Origin of the sequence: Streptomyces sp. NPDC058198 (assembly GCF_042882605.1) — a bacterium.
In the GTDB taxonomy this organism is placed as follows: domain Bacteria; phylum Actinomycetota; class Actinomycetes; order Streptomycetales; family Streptomycetaceae; genus Streptomyces.
The window spans coordinates 414,267-436,810 of the sequence record NZ_JBHVVP010000002.1 but is presented as its reverse complement, the minus strand read 5'-3'; the positions used below and the strand labels follow the sequence as shown (position 1 = coordinate 436,810).

The window sequence follows — 22,544 nt, the reverse complement described above, 5'->3', positions numbered from 1 at the left end:
CTAGGAGCCGTCTTTGTGGAATTCTTGTGGCTTCCCCGCCCCGGCCAGCCAGTCCCTGCGCAGCAGCGGCAGCGTGGCGTCGGCCCCGGTGCTGTCGGCCCCCGTACCCCCTGCCACCGGCAGGCGTATCTCGAAGCGTGCGCCGGGGTGCCCGTCGGGTCGGTCCAGTACGGCCAGAGCGCCGCGGTGCAGGGCGATCTGCTGGGCGACGAGGGTGAGGCCGAGGCCCGACCCGGGGCTGTCCTGACGTCGATGGAACCGCTGGAAGACGGCCTGCCGCTGGGCGGGCGGTACACCCGGCCCCCGGTCGTCCACGGTGAGCACCGCGACCGGCCCGCCACCCGGCGACCGGTCGGCGCGCAACGTCACTTCGACGCGGACCGGTTCACCGTCGGAGGTGGAGCGGCCGTGCGCCCACGCGTTGCTCAGGAGGTTGTCCACCACCAGACGCAGCCCGTGTCCCCATCCGTACACCCGCAGGCCCGGGACGCCCCGGACCACCACCGCCGCGCCGGGGTGCCTGCGGCGCAGGTCGGCGACCGACGCGTCCACCACCTCCGCGAGCTCGACGGGTCCGAACGCGTCCGCCTCGACCAGGTCACCCTGGGCCAGGGCCCTGAGCATGACCAGCAGTCCCAGCAGCCTGCCGTGCTCGTGCCGCAGGTCCGCCAGCACCTCCGCCCGGTCGGCGCCCGCCAGGGTGGGGTGTTCGGTGAGGATGTCCAGATTGGTCCGCATGCTCATCAGCGGAGTACGCAGCTCGTGCGAGGCGGCCGCCGAGAAGGAGCGGGCGGTCTCCAGCGCTTCCGCGGTACGCGCCGCCTGCTGGTCGTACCGGGCGAGCACGGTCTGCAGCGTGCCGGTCAGGTCGTCGATCTCGGCGATCCCGGTCGGCGCGTGGTCCAGGCGGGCGGTGCTCGTCCGGGGGTCGAGGCCGCTGGTACGGCGCTGGAGTCGCCGGAGCGGCCGCGCGGCGCCGGCCGCCGCCGCCCAGGCGACGGCTCCGGCGAGCGGGGCGCCGAAGAGCGCCACGCTCACCACCCGCCTGCGGACGAGCTTGAGCTGAGCCTGGCTCGCGCTGTCCGGATAGAACAGCCACAGGGTGGCGTCACCGGCCGGCCGTTTCACCGACACCGGTACGGAGAGCACCCGCCAGCTCGCCCCGTCGGCGCGCACGGTGACGGGTACGTCCGCGACGGCCGGCAGCGGCGCCGACGGATCGGGCTGAGGCCCGCCGGTGAACGTACCGCCGGGGCCGGTCAGCCGGATGCCCACGTCCAGCGCGGAGGTGAACAGCCGCCGTTCACGGGCCTGTTCGACGGCGTCCGGCCGGTCGGCCCCGGTCGCCCGCAACAGCGCCTTGGCGTCCTGGGCCACCGCTGTGGCGCGCTCCCGCAGATGGGTGTCCTGTTCCCGGTGCAGGTCGTTCTCCACCAGCCGGAGCAGGAGTCCGCCCGAGGCGAGCACCAGGACCGGGACGGTCGCGCCCACCGCGAGGGCGATCCGGGTGGAGAGCCTCACGACGCGCCCCTGTCCCGGCGGCCCCGGCGGCCGACGCCTCCGCCGTCCCGACGGCCGGCGTCCCCGCCATCCGCGTCCTGGCCGTCCCGGAGGACGAAGCCGATTCCGCGTACGGTGTGCAGGATCCTGGGCCGCCCTCGCGCCTCCAGCTTGCGCCGCAGATAGCTGACGAAGGTGTCCACCGCGTCGGTGCGTACCTCGAAGTCGTACCCCCACACCCGGTCCAGCAGCTGATCGCGGCTGAGGACGATCCCCGCGTTGCGCGCCAGCACCTCCAGCAGCTCGAACTCACGCCGGGTGAGCGTCAGCGCCTCGCCGTCGAGCCGGGCCTCGCGGGCCGCCGGACTGATCACCAGGCCGCCGACCCGCACCCGGTCGGTGGCGGCGGGCGGGCGGCGGCGCAGCAGGGCGTGCAGCCGCAGGACCAGTTCCTGCAGGGCGAAGGGTTTGACGAGGTAGTCGTCGCCGCCGGCCTGGAGTCCGGCGACCCGGTCCGACACCTCGTCCAGAGCCGAGAGCATCAGGACGGGCACGTCGTTCCCGTCCGCCCGCAGCGCCCGGCAGACCTCGATGCCGCTCAGATCCGGCATGGAGATGTCCAGCACCACCACGTCCGGCGACCGGTCACGCACCGAGGCGAGAGCCGCTAGGCCGCCGTCCGCCAGGGCCACGGAGAAGCCGTTGAGCCGCAGCCCGCGCTCCAGCGAACGCCGGATGGCCGCGTCGTCGTCGACCACCAGCGCCCGCCCGCCCGCACCGTCCATCCGCGCCTCCGCCTCCCCGCCGCCGGCACCGCCGTGGACAGGCCGGTGCACGGCCGCGATGGTACGGGACGTCCGCACGCGGCGGACCTGCCGTTCCTACGGCGTCCCCGCCGGAGAAGCCGGAGCCGCCGGAGCCGCCGGGGTCTCCTGAGTCCGCTGCTCCGGCAGTTCACGCCGCGTACGGACCGGGGAGAGGAAGACCGGCAGGAAGGCGGTCGACAGGAAAGCGCCGCCCACCCAGAGCGCGGTGTGGACGGTCGTCAGCTCACCGATCACCCCGGACACCGCCGCGCCGATGGCGAGCGCGCCGGTGAGCAGGAAACGGAAGGTGGCGTTCATACGGCCCAGGAGGGAGTGCGCCGTCATCCGCTGCCGCAGGCTGACGCCGAGCACGTTGTCCATGCCCACCTTGAACATGGCCACCAGCCAGCCGGCCCCGGCCAGGACGAGCCAGGGGCCCCGGTCGACGAGCGGCACGAGCAGCCCGGCAGGCGCCAGGCACAGGCCGGCCAGACCGAGGGTGCGTCCATAGCCCAGACGTACGGCCACGGGCCGGGCGCAGCGCGCTCCGAGCAGCAGGCCCGCGCCGCCGACCGCCCAGAACAGCCCCAACGCGCCGCCGGAGAAACCGAGTTCGCGGACAAACACCACCGGGAGCATGGTGTTGATGATCTGGGAGCCGAAATTCCCGAGGGCCGCGGTGAGCGCGAGCGCCCTCAGTTCGTTGTTGCCGAGGACATGCCGCACCCCTTCCGCGATCCGCGCCCCCATCCCGGTGGCCCGGCCGGGGGGCGGCGCGGGCGGCGCCGGGGTGGCGCGCATGCCGGTGAGCCTGAGGGCCGAGCCCAGAAAGGTCAGGGCGGTGAAGAGCACGGCCACCGGCGCCGTGAGCAGCGCGACGAGCCCGCCGCCCGCGCCGCGCCCGGCGACATTGCCCGCGGCCATGAGCGTATTCACATCGGCGTTGGCCTGGACGAGGCTGTCGCGCGCGACCAGTTGGGGCAGCACGCTCTGCGCGCCGACATCGGAGAACACGGTGGCGCAGCCGTTCAGCAGGACGACCGCGTACAACTGCCCGAGCGTGAGGCCGTCCAGCCACCAGGCCACCGGGACGGTGGCGAAGAGCAGTGCCCGCGTCAGGTCCGCGAGGATCAGGACCCGCCGATGGCGCATCCGGTCCACCCACGCCCCCGCGGGCAGCCCGATGAGCAGAAAGGCCACCGTGCTCAGGGTGGCGAGCGCACCGACCTGGCCGGGACTCGCGTCGAGTGCGGATACGGCGATGAGCGGCACCGCGACGTAACTGACGTTGGTGCCGAGCTGACTGAGGGCCGACGCGGTGAACAGGATGCGGAAGTCGGCTATCCGCCAAGGGGAGTTGGGCTGCATGGTCCGTTCATCCGGTGGTTGATCCGAAGCGCCGACGTGGTGCGGCTGTGAGCGTGGCTACGGCAAGGCTGCGGCTACGGCTCCGTCGGTCGGGGTGCCAGCACGGCCGGTGTCGGGCCCTCGGCAGCCAACGGCGTCGGTGTCCGCTTCCGCCACTGCGTCATCCCCACACCGACCAGCACCACAACCATCCCCGCGACAACGCGGAGGCCGACCTTCTTGCCGAGCACGAGCGCGCCCAGCGCCACCGAGACCACCGGCAGCAGGTATCCGACGGTGGCGGCGTTGGTCGGCCCTTCGTCCGCGATGAGCCGGTAGTTGAGGTAGAAGGTGAATCCGGTGCAGAAGATCCCCAGGACGGCGACGGCGACCACCGCCGTCACGGTGAGAGGTACCAGCAACGGGCCGCCGGCGGGCAGGGCCAGCGCGCTCAATCCCGTCGCGGTGACGAGCTGGGCCGCGGAGAGTGCGAGGGGGGCCGTGCTCTTCCCCGTGAGCGTACGTCCCATATAGGCGAAGGCCACGGCGTAGCTCGCCGCCGCCCCGAGGAGCGCGAGGGCACCCCAGCTCAGCAGTACGGTCCGCTGCCACGGCGCGAAGATCAGCAACGTACCCGCGAATCCGAGCAGGAGTCCGGCCGCCCGGACCGGACGAAGCCCGCGTTCCGTGCCGATCGCGACGCCGATCATCAGCGACCACAGAGGAGTTGTGGCGTTCAGGGCGCCGGCCACTCCGGAGTCGACGGTCCGCTGGCCGACGCTGAACAGGAAGAACGGCAGGGCATTGCAGAAGAAAGCGGCCACGACGAGCTGGAGCCAGGTCGTACGGTCGCGCGGGAGGCGCTTACGCGCGGCGTAACTCAGGGCCAGCAGTACACCCGCGCCCAGCGCGCAGCGGATGACGGTGATGTGCAGCGGTGACAGGCCGTGGTTGAGGGCCAGTTTGATCCACAGAAAGGTCGATCCCCACAGCAGGGCGAGGACGCCCATGCGTAGCAAAGACCCACGTCCGCCACCGATCACTCCGCGCCTCCCTCTTCGCCGTCCGGTATGAACAGTGCCGGGCAACGAACTGACAGGACAAGCGAAAAGTGCTGCACATACCTTTAACCGCAGCTACAGGATTGATCGGGTGCTACAGACTCATGACTGATCGTCCAGTTCGATGATCGGCCGGTCGCCGGCGACGGCGGTCAGGATCATCGGGGCGTCGCCGTCGCTCTGGTTGACGGAGACCGCGACCCACCGGCCGCCGTCTGCCACCGGGCCCCACACCGCCAGATCGCCGTAGCAGTCCTCGTCGCACAGCGCCTGGAACAGCGGCGGCATGGACTCGCCCGCCAGTTTCCGGAAGAGCGGCACCCGCATGGACACCTGCCGGTGGGCACCCCACCGGCGGTCCAATTCCTTGACGAGAGCGGCGAGATGGCCGTCGGCGGCTTCCTCCGCCGCCTCCCACTCGGGCCCGTACACCCCTACGAGGCCGTCGTTCTCCCAGAGCGGGATGATCCGGAAGCCCTCGCCGCTGGTCGCGGTCCACTCGCCCGTGTCCGGCTCCCCCTCGCCGACCGTCGGCCCGGTCACCGGCAGGGGCCCGGCGAGCAGCGCCTCGATGTCGGATACGGCCCGGCCGGTCTCGAAGGTCTCCCCGGCCCTGGCGGTCACAGCGTCGCCCGGTCCATCGGGCGCGGCAGCGGCCGCAGCGCCCCGGCCTCCCGCAGCCGCAGATATGCCTGGACCACGCCGTCGACGTCGCCGCGGCGCGCGATGTCGAGGAGTACGCCGCCGCCGCGCAGCTCCTTGCAGGCCGCCGTCATGCCGTCGGGCAGCAGCGCCGCGCGCGCCGGGGAGAGATAGCCGACCCAGCCGACGGAGGGCTCGCCGACGACGAACCCGGCGTCGTCCTCCAGGGCGTCGAGCACGTCGTCGTCGGTCACGCCGCCGAAGTCGGGCTCCCACACGTCGGCGAGGACGGTGAGGAGTTCGGCGTCGGGGATCTCGGCTCCGTCCGGCGAGCTGATGCCGATCACCATCGACTGGAGCAGGATCTCCGGGGTGCCGCCAGCCCGGCCGCTGACCTCGATCTTCCAGCCAGGCGCGCCCGCGGCGACGAGCCGCAGTCCGCAGCCGGTACGGTCCGACCAGTCGTCGGCCGCCTGCGCGGCGCGGAGGGCGGCGAGGAGCGATGCCTCGTCCGTCCGCAGATCGGCGGCGGGCCCGGGCGCGGGTACGTTCCGCCACGTCCAGGCCTCGCCCGCGCCGGCCCGGGAGCCGGAACCGGAAGCCGCACCGGAGCCGGCCGCCGGGAGAAGCTCGGCGAGCTGGTCCAGAGTCAGCTTCCAGCGTCCGGCCAGCGCCTCGACCGACTCCTGCCGGGGGCCCCAGAAGCCCCGCACCACACGTCGCATGTCCTGCCTCCGTAGCCTCTCGTCCTCCGGTACGGCCCGGCCCGCTGTCACCCTAGTCCAGCCACTACCGGGCCCAGGTGTGCCCGGCGGACACGCCCGAGTCACACGCTTTAGTCGAACGCCTCGGGCTTCCTGGGACCGCCGGCCGGCTTCTGCTGGGTTTCGACCACCTTGATCGGCAGCTCCTTCTCGCGGAACGCCTTGCGGGCGGCCTTGGCCACCTCCGGGTTGGAGAAGTGCCATTCGATGGCACGGCCGCCGGAGGCCTCGACCTGCCGCGTCGCCTCGTCGATGAACTTCTGCTTGCCGGAGTCGGTGAGCGCGCCCTTTTCCGTCTTGGAGAGGTAGCTCTCGTAGCCGTTCTTGGCTTCCAGGAACGTCTGCCGGTTCGAGTCCCAGCCGTCGTACTCCACGGCCGGCTTGCCCTCCTTCGGGTGCGGGACGACGTACTCCTTGCCGCGCACGGTGCCCGTGACCTGCTCCTGGTAGCGGAGCCAGGACTCGTTCTTCCAGTTGGGCTTGGGGTTACGGTCGCGGCCGGCCCAGAAGCCGTCGCCCTTGTCGGCGGAGCCGAGCTCCGGGGAGTTCAGGTCGTCGGCCCAGTCGGGGGCGTTGTAGTTGCGCGGGTCGGAGGTGTCGCCGTGCTCGGGCGTGGGCCACTTCTTCTTCTCCAGCTCGGCCTTGGCCGCGCGATCGGGCTCCTCGGCCCGCTTCTGCTCCAGATGGGCGGCCCGTTCCTGCTCGCGGGCCTCCTTCGCCTTGGCCGCGGCCTCCGTGTCGCAGCCGTCCTCGGCGAGGATCACCCGGCCGGGGGATCCTCCGGCGAGCACCCCGGTCCCCGATCCGCCGACGCCGGTGAACCCATGGCGCGGGACCGGTCCCGAGGCGATGGCGCAGCCGGTCTTACGGGCCTGATCCTCGGCCTTGTCCGCCGCCTCGTCGGCCTCCTTCGCCGCCTTCCTGGCGCCGTCCACGTCGCCGGCTTCCGCGGCCTTACGGGCCCGGCGCGCGGCGTCGCCCGCGTCCGCCGCGGCTTCGGCCACCTCTTCGGCGATCTTGCCCAGCTTGCCGAGTTTGCCGACCTTGCCGACGACCTTCGCGACGTCGTAGCCGGGGATGAAGAGGGATCCGATGTTCCAGACGACGTCGGTGGCGGCGCGGGTCTTCTCCCCGTTGTCCCAGCGTTCGCGCACCTCGTCACCGACGAACACGTCGTCGCCGACCTTCACCACGGTGTTGACCGAGGCGCCGCCCCAGTCGCCGAGGGCGCCGAGGTAGTCGCCGTCCTTGAACTTGTCGACGGCGCCCTTGGAGTCCTCCATCCACTGGTCGCCGAGCTGGCCGCCGTAGTCGGCCATGCCGGACCAGGTCTCGGGCTTGACGAGGTCGACGATCCCGGTGACATCACCCCAGATGCCGTCGACGAAGACGCCCTTGACGACCTGAGTGCCGCGGTCCCAGGCACAGCCGACGAAGCCCCAGCCGCCGCAGTCCTCCTTGTCGGCCTTCTCTCCCCCGCCGCCGCCCTCGGTCCCGCCGTCACCGCCGCCGGACTCGCCGGACTCTTCCTCGGTCGCCGAGGGGGTGTCGTCGTACTCGGCCTCGGGCTCGACGCCGGTCTCGGGGTAGGTGTCGCTCCCGCCGGTGGAACCACCCGTGGTGGAGTCACCGGGTCCGCCGACGGAGCCGCCCGCCCCGGTCGTGTCGCCGTCGCCGTCGCCGGTGCCGGTGCCGGTGCCGGTGGAATCGCCCGTATCCGTGGTGTCGCCGGAGCCGTTAGTACCGCCGCTGCCGGTCGCGCCGCCGATGCTGGCGGTACCGCCGTTGGTCCCGCCGGTGGTGTCGCCGTCCGTACCGCCGGATCCGTCCGTGCCGCCCGTCTCGCTGGAGCCCGCGTCCGTACCACCCGCGTCCGCGCCACCCGCGTCCGCCTCGCCCGGGTCCTGGTCCCCGCCCGCCTCGACCGTTCCGCTGTCGTCACCGGGCGACGGGCAGGCCGTGCCCGTGGCGGAGCAGATCGCGGAGCGGATGCCGTCCCCGATACGACCACCGATGCCGCCCGCGACCAGCGCCACGATGATCGCCGCGACGATCGTGATCATCCCCACGTACTCGACGGCGGTCTGTCCCCGGTCGCGCCGCCAGGTGATCATGTGAGGAAGGGAGAAGGCGGGCTTCTCCTCCCGCTCGCCGCGCGGCAGCCGGAACCACTCGCGGCTCGCCGCCCGGGTGAGGAACAGCAGGATCAGCACCGGCAGGAACAGCTGGGTGAAGCCGTGCCCGGACCCGTCACCGATGTTGGACAGACCACCGAGGATCAGCCATACCTGTACGGCGATCAGGCTCCACCAGACGCCCGTGCCACCGGTCCATACACGGCGCGCGAGCAGCCAGGCCACGACTCCGGGCGCGGCGGCGTACAGCGCGAGGCCGAGGAGCCGGCCACCCATCGCACCCGCGGCGAGCGCGGAGCCGAACAGGCCGAGCCCGCCCACCACCGTGACCCCGAACAGGACATGCAGCAATACCCGGGCCACGGCGAGCGGACGCGGCAACGGCCGCCGCCCGCCACCCTGCGCCGGAACGGCGCCTCCGTAAGCGGATATCCCACCGAACGCAGACATGCGGTCCCCCAACCAGCCTTGCCGGTAAGCAAAGTGAAAGCCATTCACTCTAGGGCTGGGCCCCATGCGGCGTCGTGGGCTCCAGGGCCCAACTTTGGGCCCAATGGCGGCTTGTGGGGCGAGGGCTGCGGATCGGTGGGGGCGGCGGAAGCGTCGTCGAGGTACGGGAAGTTACTTGCTCAGTACGTTCGCTCCGACGATGAACAGCCCGAGCAGCACGTCCACGCCACCGGCCCGGCACGCCGCCGGCCAGCGCCGTCCCGCCACCCGCGCCGCCCACAGCCCCCAGCCGAACAGCGCCACGGTGTTGATGGTCAGGGCGACGTTGATCGCGCCGGTCTCCCCCCACCACCCCGCGTACGCGCCGAGCAGCGCCGCCACCGTCGGCAGCACCGCGGCCACCAGGGGCCATTCGGTCAGCACCGACCGCGCGGTGCCGGCGGTGACCGTCGCCTCGCCGGCCGTACGGTGGGCGATGGCATGGGCGTAGCCGTGTGCCGCCGCCGACGCCAGCGCCGTGACCAGCACCCACACCGCGTCGTAGCCGGGATCCGGCCGCCCGCTGTTGTGATCCAGGGCGGCCGCCAGCCCACTGGCGAGCACCGTTCCGTACACACCGCCGAACAGCAGCCGCTGCAAGGGCTCGTCGCGTCGGCCGGGAGGAGGCGCGGGAACGCCGGGGCTGTCGGGCAAGGCGCCACCTCCCAAGGGGAAGAAATCATTCCGCTTCGAGAGATGTAACAGCACGCCGGGCGGATCCCTTCGTACCTGCGCCGGTCAGTTGGCGGTGCCTTCGGCCGGGGCGTCCAGCCATCGTTGTCCCACGGCCAGGTGGCTGAGGATCAGCGGGCGGCCGGGCAGCAGCTCGGAGAGGGTTTCCAGCACCGTGCGGAGGCGCTCGGGGTCCACGGAGCGGGCGGCGAGGAAGTCGACGCAGAAGGAGAGGTAGCCGGTAAGGACGCGCGGGTCGTCGACAAAGACACCCGCGGCCAGGGAGTCCAGGAGATGGCCGAGGGTCTCGGTGGTGGCCTCGTACTGCTGGTCGGTGGGATGGCGCATGGCGGGGAAGCGGTCGTGCAGGCGGGCCACCACGTGTCCGAGCAGTTCGGAGCGGCGTCGGGCGAGTTCCGCGTACGCCTCGGTGGAGCGGGCGTCGACGGACGGCTCGCCGGTCAGGGGTGGCGGCCAGCGGTGGCGCAGCAGCGTGTCGGCGCCGGCGGCGTCGGCCGCGTAGAGGTCCGCGCCCAGGGCGCGGGCCCACACGCCGTCCGGGCCGAAGCCCGAGCCGCCGCAGAGGACGGGGACGCCGGCCCGGTGGCACACCTGGATGAGGCGGTACGCGAGCGGCAGCCGCACCGGCAGGGTGCACGAGAGCGCGACCACGTCAGGACCGTGCTGGTGGAGGTCGGAGACGAGCTGGGCGGCGGGGACGTGGCCGCCGAGGAATCGCACGCGGTAGCCGCGCAGCCGCAGCACCTCGGAGAGGATGCGGGCGGGCAGGGTGTGCCATTCGCCGTCGCTGCAGGTCACCACCACGTCGCCGGCGCTCGCGGCGCCGCTCGAAGCCGCCGGGGCCGGGAGGTGGGTCGCGGCGGCGAGGGCGGCGACGGCCCGCTCGCTGATGTGGGTGGCCGCGTGCTCCTGCGCGACGCTCCATTCATCACACGCCCACCGGACACCGACCGCCACCTGAGCGGGGGCCACCAACCCGAGCAGTATCTCCTCCGGGCTCACGCCCTCCCGCAGCAGGCGCAGGGTCAGGGCGACGGCGGCCTCCTCGTCGGCGTGGCCGAGGTGAGCGTCGAAGACGGCGCGGACGTCGTCGGTGATCGCGGTGCGTGCCTCACTCATGGGGCGTCCTCCCGGCGGCGCGGGCACGGCGGGGCCTGGAGTACCAGTACGGCGATGTCGTCGTGCGGGCGGCCGCCCAGCCACTGGGTGGTGAGGAGTTCCACGCGCTCGGCGACCGCGCCGGCCGGCATACCCCACCAGGTGGCCAGTGTGCGGGCCAGGCGTTCGTCGCCGTACCACTCGTACCCGGTCGGACCGCCGCGCGCCTCGGTGACCCCGTCGCTGTAGAGCAGCATCAGCTCTCCGTGGGCGAGGTGGGACTCGGTCCGGTCGAAGACCGGCTCCGGCAGGACGCCGACCAGCGTGCCGTCGATCGTGACCTCTTCGACCCGGCCGTCGTGGCGCAGGATCAGCGGGGGAAGGTGGCCGCCGCCCGCGGTCACCACGGTCAGTCCGCCGTCGGGGGCCGGCCGGGCGGAGCCGGTCACCAGGGTCGTGAAGCGGCTTTCCTCGCCGAGCAGCAGCTGATTGAGCAGCCTCAGGTCGCGTACGGGTTCGGAGTCCGTCAGCGCCAGGGTGCGCAAGGTCTGCTGCACCAGCCCGGCCAGCACCGCCGCCTCGGCGCCCTTCCCGCACACGTCTCCGAAGAAGAACGACACGCCGTCATCAGGGCGGGCGGCGACGTGGTAGAAGTCGCCGCTGATGCGGGGCGCGTGTGCGGCGGGCCGGTAGGCGCCTCCGAGCCTGACGCCGTCGACGGCGGGCAGCGGCGCGGGCGCCAGGTTCGCCTGGAGGACGGCGGTGGTCTCCGCCTGCTGGGAGTAGAGGGCGGCGGTGGCGAGCGCGAGGCCGGCCCGGGCGGCGTACTGCCGCGCCAGCTCGATGTCGGGATCACGGAAGCCGGGCCGCTCAGGCCCGCGGACCAGGATCAGCGCACCCGACGACACTCCGTTGCCGGAGAGCTGGACCACCAGCGCCTGCGCGCCCGGGTCCAGGTCCGGTGGCAGGGCGCCGTCGAGCCCGTCCAGTTCGCGCGCGGGCAGGACGGCCGCGCGCGCCTGTACGCCGGAGACCGCGTCCGCGACCCGCGGCGCACGCTCCAGCGCTTCCGCCGGCACCTGCCCCGACTCCTCCGTGTCGCCGGGCCCGGCCCGGTGCCAGGACGTACGCCGGCCACGCACCGGCAGGACGACGACGGCCAGGTCCGCCAGGAGCGGCAGCACGAGCCACGCCACGGTGCGCAGCGTCCGGCCGTGGTGGAGGGACGCCCCCAGCCGCCGGCCCGCCTGCTCCAGGAAGGCCGACCGGTCAGGGACCGGGGCCTCTTCACGGTCGCCTTCGCGGTCGTCTTCGCGGTCGCCGCCCGTCATCGGCGGCGGCTCGCGTCCTCGCCGGGCAGCGCCGTTCCACGGGGGCGCCGCGCGGCCGTGCGCACCAGGATGTCCATCGCCGACCGCCGCTTCTCCCGCCCCTGTGCTGCCGAAGGCCTCCTCCCTCGCACGCTACGCTCCGCCGCCCGATCCCGCAGGGGTCATAATGTGGGGGTAGCCCTTCGCGCATCCCCCGTCGCGAAGGGCTACTCCTCCAGGCGGCACTGATCACTTCCCACACGGGCAGGGGACTCCCCTCGTGGCCCCCTGCCCGTGTTTTTTCGAGTTAACAGTGACGTAGAGTGTTTACGCAAGCCCAATCCTGACCTCGCAGCAGGATGATCCGTTTCGGGGCCGGCACCGGGGCTTCCGCGTCAGGGCCGGTTACAGTACGGGTCCGTTGACCTAGTCGAACACCGCGCAGCTCGGACGAGTACGCCTGCGGCGGACGTGAACGTGGGGGCCTGGATGGACAACGGCGAAGAGCGCACGCCAGAGCTGAAGACCTTGCAGCAGAAGGTCGAGTACATGGTGGAGAAGACCTTCCCCGGCCAGAAGATCTCGGGACGGGTCTTCGCCGACCTGGTCAAGGAGCGGGGCGGCTCCCTCTCGCACAGCTACTTCTCGAACATCCTCGCCGGGAAGGTCACCCATCCGTCGGAGGACATCCTCCGCGCCCTCGGCCTGGGCTTCGGCGTGGACTGGCGCTTCTTCAAGGAGGAGTCCGAGGTCGTCGACGATGTCGTCGCCGGCCTTCAGTTCCTCGCGAAGCGGCGTACGGGAGAGATCAGCGGCGTGGCCGGCCGTGGCCTCGACGACAAAGGACTCCCGCCGGAGCTGCTGAAGTTCGCGCTCTCCCTGCTGGAGGACGCCAAGGCCGGGAAGAACGCCGGGAAGAGCGCCGACGGCGGGGAGCCGGAATCCGAGGCGGAACCGGAACCGGGACCGTAACGAACGCGTGTTCGTCACTGTTGGGTAGAATCCACTGACGGCATGTCACCGCACGCATCACCGCACGCATGACGACGATCTAGACGATCAAGAGGTCTCCATGTCCCTGCGCGAGCTGCGGAGAGAGTGCGAAGCCGGACTGGCCGACCTGCCCATCCCCGCCCCGTTCGACATCGCGGGGCTGGTGGCGAACATGGAAGCGGCCCGCGGCAGGACCATCGTGCTGCATGAGCTGCCCGACGAACTGGCCCGCGTCAACGCCGCCTGCGGCCTGCGCCTCGCGTCCGGTGACACCAGCATCGTCCTCTACCGCCGGCGCCCGACCGCCTATCAGACCCAGCACGTCATCCTGCACGAGCTGTGCCACGAGTGGTTCGACCACGGCACCACCCTCGACGGGGACCAGCTCCGGCGCCTGCTGCCCGTCTTCGACACCTCGCTGATCACCCGGGTGCTCACGTCCGGCGGCACGATCCAGGCCCGCGCGCAGTACGACACCCACGACGAGCGGGTGGCCGAGTTCGGCGCCTCGCTCATCCCCCGTATGGCCAGGGACATGACCAGCGACGACATGGTCGGACGCCTGGTCAACTCCCTCTCCCGCCCCGTCGCTCACCGGCGTCGCGGCTTCTTCCGCCGTTCGTAGCCCACAAGAAATTCCCCCAGAGATCCCCCACGACATTCCGCAAGGAATCCCCCCACCGCAAGGAATCTCCCCGTGACCCCCCTCGACCTCGCCGGCTACCTCATAGCCGCCCTGATGACCGCTGTCGCCCTGTGGCGGATGCCGGACGCGCTCTGGGGCGATGAAGAAGACAAGCGTCGCCGAGCCCTGTGGGGCTGCTACGCGGGATTCGCCGTCGCCCTGTGGACGAAGACCCGAATCGTACGGACAGGGCTCAACAACAGCCCCGTCACCGACCTCTCCGTGCTGATCAAGCACTACACGGCGACCATCGCGATCCTGGCGATCCTCAGCTACATCGTCGCCATCTACGGCCAGTACCCCGACGACGGGAACGTGCCCCGGCACGTCCGGTTCGCCCGCGTGATCCAGCAGGTGGCGGCCAAGGCGTCCGTCGCCACGCTGATCCTGCTGACCGTGCTCTTCTTCACCGTGGTCGACCGCTCCGTCCCCTCGGACCGCTTCGTCTCCGACCACGCGGGTCAATGGGGCGCCACCCTCTACATGAGCGTGTTCTACCTCTACTTGGGCGCCGCCTCCGCCGTCTGCGCCTACCAGTGGGCCCTGGCCACCGCCGACGCCGAACTCCGTCATCTGCGCGTGGGCCTCGGCATGATGACGTTCGCCATGTTCATCGGCGTCGGCTACACCGTCAGCCGGACCCTGTTCATGTGGGTCAGCGTCGCCGACCAGCCCAGCAGGGCCTTCGCGCTCACCTTCGACGAGATCACCGAGGTCGCGCAGCTCGTGCTGTTCGCCTTCTTCGCGGTCGGCGCGTCCATCCCCGCCTTCCAGAAGGGCTGGCGCCGCGCGAAACTGTGGCGGGCTCAGGCGGAACTGCACCACCTGTGGCGCGAGTTGATGACGGCCTTCCCCGACCAGCCCTTCGAACCGCCGGCTTCGCTGCCCCGCGAACTGACCCGCTTCGACACCCCCGCCGACCTCGCCGTCGACCGGTGGACCGCCGATATCGCCGACGCGGTCGAGAAACTGCGGCACTACGTGCCCGACAGCCTGCTCACAGCCGCCAAGAAAGCCGCGGCGGCGGACTCCGGCGATCCCGCGGAGGCGGGACCGCTTGCCGACGCCTACTGGATCAAGGCCGCCCTCACCGCCAAGGCCGACGGCACGCCCGCAGGCAAGGCCGCGGCCATCGAGCCGCAGCACGCCACCGACCAGGACGACGAGGTCGCCTGGCTGGTACGGGTGGCGGCCGCGTACAAGACGATCACCGACGACCGGACCCGGCATGTCCTGGACGTCCTGAAGTCCATGGAGAAGACAGCGTGAGCACCACCAACCCCACCCCCACCGACTCCACCGGCGCGCCGGCCCGCGCCACCACGGCGGCCCGCGTCACCACCGACGTCCTCCAGCCCCGCAACGTCCTGCTGCTCGGCATGCTCGGCATCGGCCTGGCCGCCGCGGGTGACTGGACCGGTCTGCCGTGGGGCCTTCTCGCCGCCCTGTGCGCCGGGATCATCCCCGCCGGCTACATCGAATGGGAGCGCAAGCGCGGAACGTGGGGCGACCGGCACGTCGTCGACCGCGCCAAGCGGGCACCGATCTTCTTCGTCATCCTCGGTTCCATCGGCGCCGGCTCCGTCATCATGGTCCTCGGCCACGCCCCCACAGGCATCCTCGTCACGATGCTCGCCCTCTGGGCGATGACCGTCCTCCTCCTGACCGTCAACACCGTCTGGAAGATCTCGGTCGACGCCGCGGTCGCCTCGGCCGTCGTGGCACAGCTCGCCGCGGTGCACTCCCCCTGGTGGCTGCTCGCCTACGCCCTGACCGCCGCGGTCTGCTGGTCCCGCGTCGCGCTGACGTACCACACCGTCGCCCAGACCATCGCCGGAGCCACCCTCGGCGCCGCCACCGCGACGGCGTTCCTGTTCGTCTGATGCGTCCGACCCGACGCGCGTACGAGGGCTCCGCGTCGCGTACGAGGGCTCCGCGTCGCGTACGAGGGCTCCGCGTAAGGAGGACCGCCGGTATCCGGTTCCGTAACGGGAATTCATGAGGCGTCGGGCGGGGCAATGCGAGCGGTATCAGGGAACTTTTTGCTCCGCTTTCCCTGCTCAGTACTTCAAAAGTGACCTGCGCCACATTCCGTTCAAATCTCCCCCGCTTCTTCACTTCCTCATAGCATGGTTGGTTCTGATCACGCGATGAAGTGTTGACCACTCAGCGCAGGGGGAAAAGATGAACAAGTTTCACATGGGGCCACTGACCGTCCGGCCGGCCGCGAATTCAGGGGAGCGGTCCGCCACCGGCGCGTGTTGTTTTCAGGAGTAGTCCGGGGCGGGGCAAGGCGGCTCAGCGGGCGGCGGGGGCCGGGCGTTGAGTTCCTCGGCTTGAAGCCGGGTGCGGAGAGTCCCGTTGTCAGGACGGGACGGACCGCGAGACGGGTGGCACGACCGGTCATCCGCTGCGCGAACGCTCATAATCGGCCACCGGCGGGCGAGTTGGCCTTTACTGCACGGTAGCGCTCGCTGCCGCCGTATCGTGCGATTCATGACGGACATCGGGGATGTCGACCGGTTCGCGATGTCTTTTCCTGCACTGCCCTTCAGCGATCCCCCGGGAGATCATTCCCGGTCGGGAGCGCTCAGCGGACGGCGGGGACGATGCCCCAGGCATACGGAATAACGATCAATCGCTTCACCGACGGGGGATCAAGGGGGGATATGGAGAAGCGGTTGAGCTTCCGGATTTTAGGACCCCTGGCCGTGTCCTCCGGAACCGAGGAGGCTCATATCGGGGGGCCTCGGCACCGGACCATCCTGGTGTTATTGCTGCTCAACCCGGGCCGGATCGTCTCGGTCAACACGCTTATCGACGCGGTGTGGGACGGGCGTCCACCCGCCACGGCGCGCACGCAGGTGTCGATCTGTATCGCGGCCCTGCGCAAGACATTCAAGGCCGCGGGAATCACCGAGGAAGTCATCGCGACGGCGCATCCGGGTTATCTGCTCAACATCGGCGCACACCGGCTCGATTCGGCGGAGTTCGCGGAGCTCGTCTCCGCGGCCGAGTCCGCCGTCCAGCACAACAGGTACACCGAAGCGGCCCGTTGCTACACGGAGGCGCTGCGGCTGTGGACGGGACCGCCGCTGGCGGGGGTGACCGGCCAGTCGGTGGAGGACGAGGCCCGCCGGCTGGAGGAGCTGAGGCTCAACACGTACGAGGACGCGACCTCCGTGCAGCTGGAGCTCGGCAACCACCAGAAGATCCTTCCCGACCTGGCCGCGATGGTCCGCGACCATCCGCTGCGCGAGCGGGCACGCCATCACCTGATCACGGCCCAGTACCGGTCCGGGCGGCGGGCCGAGGCGCTGGAGACGTTCCGGGAGGGGCGCCGGTGGTTCATCGACGAGCTCGGTCTGGAGCCGGGCCCCGCGCTGTGCGAGCTGCACAACGCGATCCTCCAGGACGAACCGTCGCTGGCCCGGGGCGAGCAGGAGGGCGCGGGCGCCGCCGCGCGGCTGCTCGCGAAGCCCGTGGGAGAGCCCTTCGAACTGCCCCCGGACGTGCCGGGACTGGCCGGCCGTACGGAGGAACTCGCGCAGCTCGGCGCGCTGCTGGGGCTGAGTTCCGAGCTGCGCGGCCCGGCGACGGGGCTGATCACCGGAGTGGCGGGGGTCGGCAAGACATGCCTGGCCATCCGCTGGGCGCACAGCGTCGCAGAGCGGTTCCCCGACGGTCAGCTCTTCGCGGATCTCCGCGGCTACGACGAACATCTCGAGCCGACCACCGCGGATGAGATCCTCGGCCGCTTCCTGCGCTCGCTCTCTGTACCCACCGGGCAGATACCCGCCGAGCCGGAGGAGCGGGCCGCCCTCTACCGGAGCATGCTCGCCGACCGGCGGGTGCTGATCGTGCTGGACAATGTGCGTACGTACGCCCAGGTCCGGCCGTTACTGCCGAGCAGCGAAGGCTGTTGTGTGCTGGTCACCAGCCGGGAGCAGCTGTCCGAACTGGTCGCCTGGCCGCCGCGGGCCCGGGTGCGCCTGGGGCGGCTGCCCGCGGCCGAGGCGGTGGAGCTGCTCGGCCGGATCGTCGGCGAACAGCGCATCGCCGCCGACCCGCCCTCCGTGGCCCGGCTCGTGGAGCTGTGCGATCTGCTGCCGCTCGCCCTGCGGATCGCCGGGGCGCGGCTCGCCGCCAAGCCGCACTGGACGGTGGCCCATCTGGTGCGGCGGCTGAGCGACGAGAGGCTGCGGCTGGACGAGCTCAGCCAGGGCGAGTCGCAGGTACGGGCCAGCTTCGCGCTGAGTTACCGCTGCCTCTCGCCGGACACGGCGCGGCTGTACCGGCGGCTGGGGCTGCTCGACGTACCGGACTTCTCCGCGTGGATCGGCGCCGCGCTGCTGGACACCGATCTGCTCGACGCGGAGCGGCTCATCGAGCAGTTGGTCGACGCCCAGTTCCTGGATGTGGTCGGACTGGACGCGACCGGGCACCCCCGCTACCGGTTCCAGAATCTGCTGCGGCTGTTCGCCCGTGAGCGCGCCGAGGAGGAGGAGACCGCCGCCGACCGGCGGGCCGCGTGCGAACGCGCCTTCCGGGCCTACCTCGGTCTGGCGGAGCTGGCCCACCAGCGCGCCTACGGCGGTGACTTCAGCATCATCCACAGCGCGGTCCCCCGCCATGTCCTGCCCGCGGAGCTCAGCACCGGGCTGCTGGCCGGCCCGCTGGACTGGCTGGAGACCGAGCGGCTCTCGCTGGTCGCGGTGGTCGACCAGGCGGCCGAGCTGGGCATGGACGATCTCGCCTGGGATCTCACCACGTCCGTCGTGGTGCTCTTCGAGACCCGCAACTACCTGGCCGACTGGCGGGAGTGCTGCGAGCGGGCGCTCGCCGCGACCCGGGCGGCGGGCAACGCCCGCGGCCAGGCCGCCATGCTGCACAATCTGGGCGCGCTGGAGATGCGGCTGCGCAGCTTCTCGGCGGCCTACGACCTCTTCGCGGCGGCGCTCGCGCTCCACGAACAGGCCGGCGAGGAGCATGGCCGCGCCCTGGTGCTGCGCAACATGGCGATGCTCGACGAGATGCGCGGTGAGCTCACGACCGCCACCGAACGCAGTGCCGAGGCCCTGGAGATCTTCCGCGCCGTGGGTGATCTCTCCTCGGAGGCCCATGTGCTGAACAACATGGCGCAGATCGAGCTGGACCGCGGCAGTACGGACACGGCACGGAAGCTGAGCGAGGAGTCGATCCGGGTCTCCGAGGCCATCGGCGAAGGCGGCGCCCGCAGCGTCGCCCTGGGCACACACCGGCTGGGCCGGGTGTATCTCGCGCAGGACCGGCACGACCTGGCCGAGGAGGCGTTCCTGCGGATGATCCGGATCGTCCGCGCCAAGTCGGACATGATCGGGCTGGCCCACGGCCTCCTCGGTCTCGGCGAGGCCCAGCTCGGCGCGGGCACCTGGGGACTGGCCCGGGCCACGCTCGTACGCGCGCTCGACGTCGCCGCGCTGGTCAACAGCCCGCTGGTGGAAGGAAAGATCAAACTGGCCCTCGGGGAGGCCCGCAGGCAGTGCGGCGAGCACTCCCTCGCCCGGCAGCATCTTCACGACGCCCAGGGGGACTTCACCCGGATCGGTGTACAGAAATGGGTGGAGCGGGCGGCCGTGGCGCTCTCGCTGCTGAACGGGGAGGAGGGCCCGTCAGGGGGCCCGGTCGACGGCGGGCCGTGCGATAGCAACGGAAAATGACCGGATGACGATCCCCGCGCTGCCCCACCTGTATCGCGGATATCACCATCTCAGCGAAGCGAAAACGGATCGATAATGAGCCGAAGCCCCCACGGCCTAGTTTCAATCGCGAACACTTCACCACCATGGGGGCCGCAATGCTGAACGTCCGCAACACCGTCGCGCTTCATACCGTCACCGTCCGCCGCGTCGGACTCACCGTATTAGGTGCCAGTGACGAGGGCTGGCACTGACCACCGGCGCCGAAAAATAGAACCGCGATATGGGGAAGCGGTACGGTCCGCGCCACGCAGCCTGCCGTCCGGAGGACAGAGAGGGCACATGGCGCCGCCATACAACTTGTCCCGAAACGCCCGCGGCCGCGGGGCTGAGCACAGCCCCGCGGCCGCGTTCCGCGCGCTCCGCTCCTGCGGCGAGACGAATATCTGGTGGTGGCGGCCGCCGCTGCGCACCGACCCCGCCGATCTCCCGCTGCTGAACACCGAGGAGTTCCGGCAGGCCCTGTGTCTGCGCTCCGAGCTGGACGCGGCGGCCTATGTGCACGCCAGGGCGGCGGCCCGCAGAGCGGTGGGCAAGCTCCTCGGCGTCGGGCCCGAGGAGATCGATCTCGACCAGCGCACCTGTCCGGCCTGCGGCGACCCCGGCCACGGTCCGCCCCGGCTGGGCCGGCCCGATCTGCCGCTGGCGATCAGCCTGGCGCGTACCGCGGGCCATGGAGTCTTCGCCGCCGGCACCGGCTCCGCGATCGGCGTGGACGCGGAGGTGCTGCGTCCCGTACGCCGGGATGTGCTGAGCGAATCATGGCTCACCGCGGACGAGGGCCTCCATCTGCTGACCCTCCCCCGCGGCCCCGCCCGCGACGCGGTGTTCTACCGCTGCTGGACCCGGAAGGAAGCGGTCGTGAAGGCCAGGGGGCGCGGGCTCAAGGGCATCCAGCTGGACCGGATCGAGTCCTATCCGGCCACGTCCGGCACGGTACGGATGCACTGTCCCGATCAGCCGGGCCCCGCCCCCGGCCTGGGCGCCGCCGACCGGGACACCGCCGAGCGGCACGGCCCCGGGACGACGGATACGGACGCGAGCCGTACGGACACCTGGATCGTGCGGGACCTGGAGCTGTCCGACCGTATGGCGGCGGCCGTCGCCCAGCCCGAGGACACCGCGGCGGCGTACGGTCCCGTGCGGCTGCACCTCCCCGCCGGCTCCACCGCGCGCCGGAACTCTCCCGGCGCGCGGTGACCCATGATCCTGCGGATTCGTTCGGCGGATTCGTCCGGCGGATTCGTCCGGCGGATTCACCGAGCGGCCGACGGCTCCGCCCGCTCGCACTGCGCGCGCGCCAGTGACGCGCCGAAGAGCAGCACCAGTTCATGGAAGCGGTAGAGCGGACGCCCCTGCCGGTCCACGCCGCAGATGTCGAGCAGCGCCCCGTCCACCAGCTGTTCGAGGCGCTGTTCCGCCGCCGCCTCCGGCATACCGAGATACCGCGCGGCGCGCTGCGCCGGGAAGGCGGCCGAGCCGATCCCGGCCAGCCGGATCAGCGTGGTCCCCGTGTGCTCCGGCAGCTGTCGCAGCGACGGCAGCAGCGACCCGAGCAGTTCCAGCCCGCCGAAGGACAGCTCCGACAGCCGGGTCTCCGGGTCGGCCAGCCTGGCCGCCAGCCGCGCCACCGGCCAGTAGGGGCGAGCCGCGAGCCTGCTGCCCGTGATCCGCAGCGCGAGCGGCAGTCCCGCGCAGTACGCGAGCAGGTCGTCCGTCGCGTCGGGCTCGGCCAGCAGCCGCGCGCCGCCGGCGAAGGAGGCCAGCAGGTCGAACGCCTGACTGTCCCCGAGCGGGGCGAGTGCGGTGGTCCGCGCCCCCGTCACCCGGGTCAGCCGCGCGCGGCTGGTGATCAGCACGACGGCCTCGGGCGATCCCGGCAGCAGCGGGTCCAGCTGCCGGCTGGTGACCGCTCCGTCCAGCACGACCAGCAGCCGCTTGCCCGCGGTCCGCGCGCGGTAGAGACGGACCAGTTCGTCCAGGTCCTTGCGGTCGTACGCCGCGCTCCCGGTGGCGTCGGCGCCGAGGGCGCCCAGACCGCGCAGCAGCCCGATGAGGACCTCGCGAGGGCCCTTCGGCGCCCCGTCGGGCCGCGCCAGCTCGGCGAAGAGCTGACCGTCGGGGAAGTGCACGGCGCTCGTGTGCGCGGCGTGCACCGCCAGGGCGGTCTTGCCCACCCCCGTCATTCCCGTGACCAGCAGATAGCGCGGCCCTCGCCCGGTCCCGGCGGGGGCCAGCTGGGTGCGCAGAGCCGTCAGTTCGCCCTGGCGTCCGATGAAGTCGTCGGTGTCCGGCGGCAGCATCATGGGCGGGCCGCCGCCGTCGTACTCCGTCGGCTCGCCCTGCCGGACCTCGCCCCCCGGCCCCGGTCCGAGACTGCCGACCAGCACCGCCTGGTACGTCGAGCCCAGCGCCTCGCCCGGGTCGATGCCCAGCTGGTCGGCGAGCACGCCGCGGCCGTCGTAGTAGCTCTGCAGCGCGTCGCCCTGCCGCCCGCAGCGGTAGAACGCCGTCATCAGCTGGGCCCGCAGCTTCTCCCGCAGCGGGAACTGCGCGACCAGACCGGTGAGTTCGGCGGTCAGCTGCTCGTGTCTGCCGAGCGCCAGGTCCGCGTCGATACGGCTCTCCAGCGCGTGCATCCGCGCCTCTTCCAGCTGCGGCAGCTCGGCGTCGGCCAGATGTTCTGTGACATTGGCGAGCGCGGGCCCGCGCCACTGGCCGAGCGCCTCGGTGAGGAGGGCGCCCGCCTCGCGGTACCGATGTCTGCGCAGCGCCTCACGGCCCAGCTTGTCCAGCCGCTCGAACTCCAGGAAGTCGACGCTGCTGTCCGGCGCCTGGAGCAGATAGCCGGGCTGGCGGCGCTCGATGCTCACCTCGTCGCCGAGGAGCTTGCGCAGCCTCGACATGTACGTATAGATCTGCGCGCCGGACGTGGCCGGCGGCTCCCACCCCCACAGCAGTGAATTCAACCGCGCGTCGGACACCACGCGTCCCCTGGCGAGCAGCAGGGTCGCGAGGACTGTGTGCACCTTGGAGCCGGACAGCGCGACCCTTGCGCCACCCTTGTGAACTTCAACCGGGCCGAGGACTCGGAAGTCCATTCGGCACCCCCCGTCTGGCGTATACGAACGTTCGCTCGCTCCAGAAACTATGCAGGGGCTCTATTCGTGGGTTATTCGTTCGGTAACGGCATCGAAATGGCCTATGCCTGGAGACGCAACAGAAGGTGCCCCGCCCCGGCCGAAGAAGCCGGCCACGGCCACGCGACGGAGCTCCGGCCGAA

Annotated in this window: 17 protein-coding genes; 6 read left to right on the top strand and 11 right to left on the bottom strand. The window is 71.6% G+C overall.

Going from position 1 to position 22,544, the window contains the following annotated elements; genetic code table 11:
* The 10 genes from ACFVWW_RS10435 to ACFVWW_RS10390 form a co-directional block, all read right to left on the bottom strand.
* Entirely contained in the window at positions 1-1,521 is a 1,521-nt protein-coding gene (locus ACFVWW_RS10435) for a sensor histidine kinase (protein ID WP_386877202.1), read from the bottom strand.
* Positions 1,518-2,285: a response regulator transcription factor gene (locus ACFVWW_RS10430; protein WP_386877388.1), complete on the bottom strand. Its 768-nt coding sequence runs from the start codon at positions 2,283-2,285 to the stop codon at positions 1,518-1,520. Before ACFVWW_RS10430 ends, ACFVWW_RS10435 begins: the two co-directional genes overlap by 4 nt.
* A gap of 96 nt (positions 2,286-2,381) precedes the next feature.
* Entirely contained in the window at positions 2,382-3,674 is a 1,293-nt protein-coding gene (locus ACFVWW_RS10425) for an MFS transporter (RefSeq protein ID WP_386877201.1), read from the bottom strand.
* 74 nt (positions 3,675-3,748) lie between these two features.
* Positions 3,749-4,663, bottom strand: coding sequence for a DMT family transporter (locus ACFVWW_RS10420; RefSeq protein ID WP_386877200.1), 915 nt, complete (start codon positions 4,661-4,663; stop codon positions 3,749-3,751).
* 209 nt (positions 4,664-4,872) lie between these two features.
* Positions 4,873-5,061, bottom strand: a complete 189-nt coding sequence (locus ACFVWW_RS10415) for a hypothetical protein (protein ID WP_384179235.1) — start codon at positions 5,059-5,061, stop codon at positions 4,873-4,875.
* A 273-nt stretch (positions 5,062-5,334) separates the two neighbouring features.
* Positions 5,335-6,081, bottom strand: coding sequence for a hypothetical protein (locus tag ACFVWW_RS10410; protein ID WP_384179234.1), 747 nt, complete (start codon positions 6,079-6,081; stop codon positions 5,335-5,337).
* 110 nt (positions 6,082-6,191) lie between these two features.
* Positions 6,192-8,705 (bottom strand): Tox-REase-5 domain-containing protein, encoded by a 2,514-nt coding sequence (locus ACFVWW_RS10405; RefSeq protein WP_386877199.1) that lies wholly within the window; start codon positions 8,703-8,705, stop codon positions 6,192-6,194.
* Between the two features lie 171 nt (positions 8,706-8,876).
* Positions 8,877-9,398: a hypothetical protein gene (locus ACFVWW_RS10400; RefSeq protein WP_386877197.1), complete on the bottom strand. Its 522-nt coding sequence runs from the start codon at positions 9,396-9,398 to the stop codon at positions 8,877-8,879.
* Between the two features lie 84 nt (positions 9,399-9,482).
* The gene (locus ACFVWW_RS10395) at positions 9,483-10,556 is read right to left on the bottom strand and encodes a B12-binding domain-containing protein (protein ID WP_386877195.1); all 1,074 of its coding nucleotides are present in this window, start codon (positions 10,554-10,556) and stop codon (positions 9,483-9,485) included.
* Complete coding sequence (locus tag ACFVWW_RS10390) at positions 10,553-11,866, bottom strand: PP2C family protein-serine/threonine phosphatase (RefSeq protein ID WP_386877193.1); 1,314 nt, start codon at positions 11,864-11,866, stop codon at positions 10,553-10,555. The genes ACFVWW_RS10395 and ACFVWW_RS10390 overlap by 4 nt, the downstream gene beginning before the upstream one ends.
* A 468-nt stretch (positions 11,867-12,334) precedes the next feature.
* Here ACFVWW_RS10390 and ACFVWW_RS10385 point away from each other — a divergent pair, with 468 nt between their 5' ends.
* From ACFVWW_RS10385 to ACFVWW_RS10360, 6 genes are all read left to right on the top strand, one after another.
* Complete coding sequence (locus ACFVWW_RS10385) at positions 12,335-12,817, top strand: hypothetical protein (RefSeq protein WP_386877191.1); 483 nt, start codon at positions 12,335-12,337, stop codon at positions 12,815-12,817.
* A gap of 100 nt (positions 12,818-12,917) precedes the next feature.
* On the top strand, positions 12,918-13,463 hold the full coding sequence (locus tag ACFVWW_RS10380) for a toxin (protein WP_386877189.1): 546 nt from the start codon (positions 12,918-12,920) through the stop codon (positions 13,461-13,463).
* Positions 13,464-13,535: 72 nt separating this feature from the next.
* A complete protein-coding gene (locus ACFVWW_RS10375; protein ID WP_384179221.1) occupies positions 13,536-14,792 on the top strand; it encodes an MAB_1171c family putative transporter in 1,257 nt (418 codons plus the stop codon).
* Complete coding sequence (locus tag ACFVWW_RS10370) at positions 14,789-15,406, top strand: hypothetical protein (protein WP_386877187.1); 618 nt, start codon at positions 14,789-14,791, stop codon at positions 15,404-15,406. Before ACFVWW_RS10375 ends, ACFVWW_RS10370 begins: the two co-directional genes overlap by 4 nt.
* A gap of 828 nt (positions 15,407-16,234) precedes the next feature.
* The gene (locus tag ACFVWW_RS10365; protein WP_386877185.1) at positions 16,235-19,222 is read left to right on the top strand and encodes a BTAD domain-containing putative transcriptional regulator; all 2,988 of its coding nucleotides are present in this window, start codon (positions 16,235-16,237) and stop codon (positions 19,220-19,222) included.
* 321 nt (positions 19,223-19,543) lie between these two features.
* Entirely contained in the window at positions 19,544-20,461 is a 918-nt protein-coding gene (locus ACFVWW_RS10360) for a 4'-phosphopantetheinyl transferase family protein (protein WP_384179215.1), read from the top strand.
* 56 nt (positions 20,462-20,517) lie between these two features.
* Here ACFVWW_RS10360 and ACFVWW_RS10355 read toward each other — a convergent pair whose 3' ends face one another.
* Complete coding sequence (locus tag ACFVWW_RS10355) at positions 20,518-22,362, bottom strand: BTAD domain-containing putative transcriptional regulator (RefSeq protein ID WP_386877182.1); 1,845 nt, start codon at positions 22,360-22,362, stop codon at positions 20,518-20,520.
* Between the last annotated feature and the right edge of the window lie 182 nt (positions 22,363-22,544).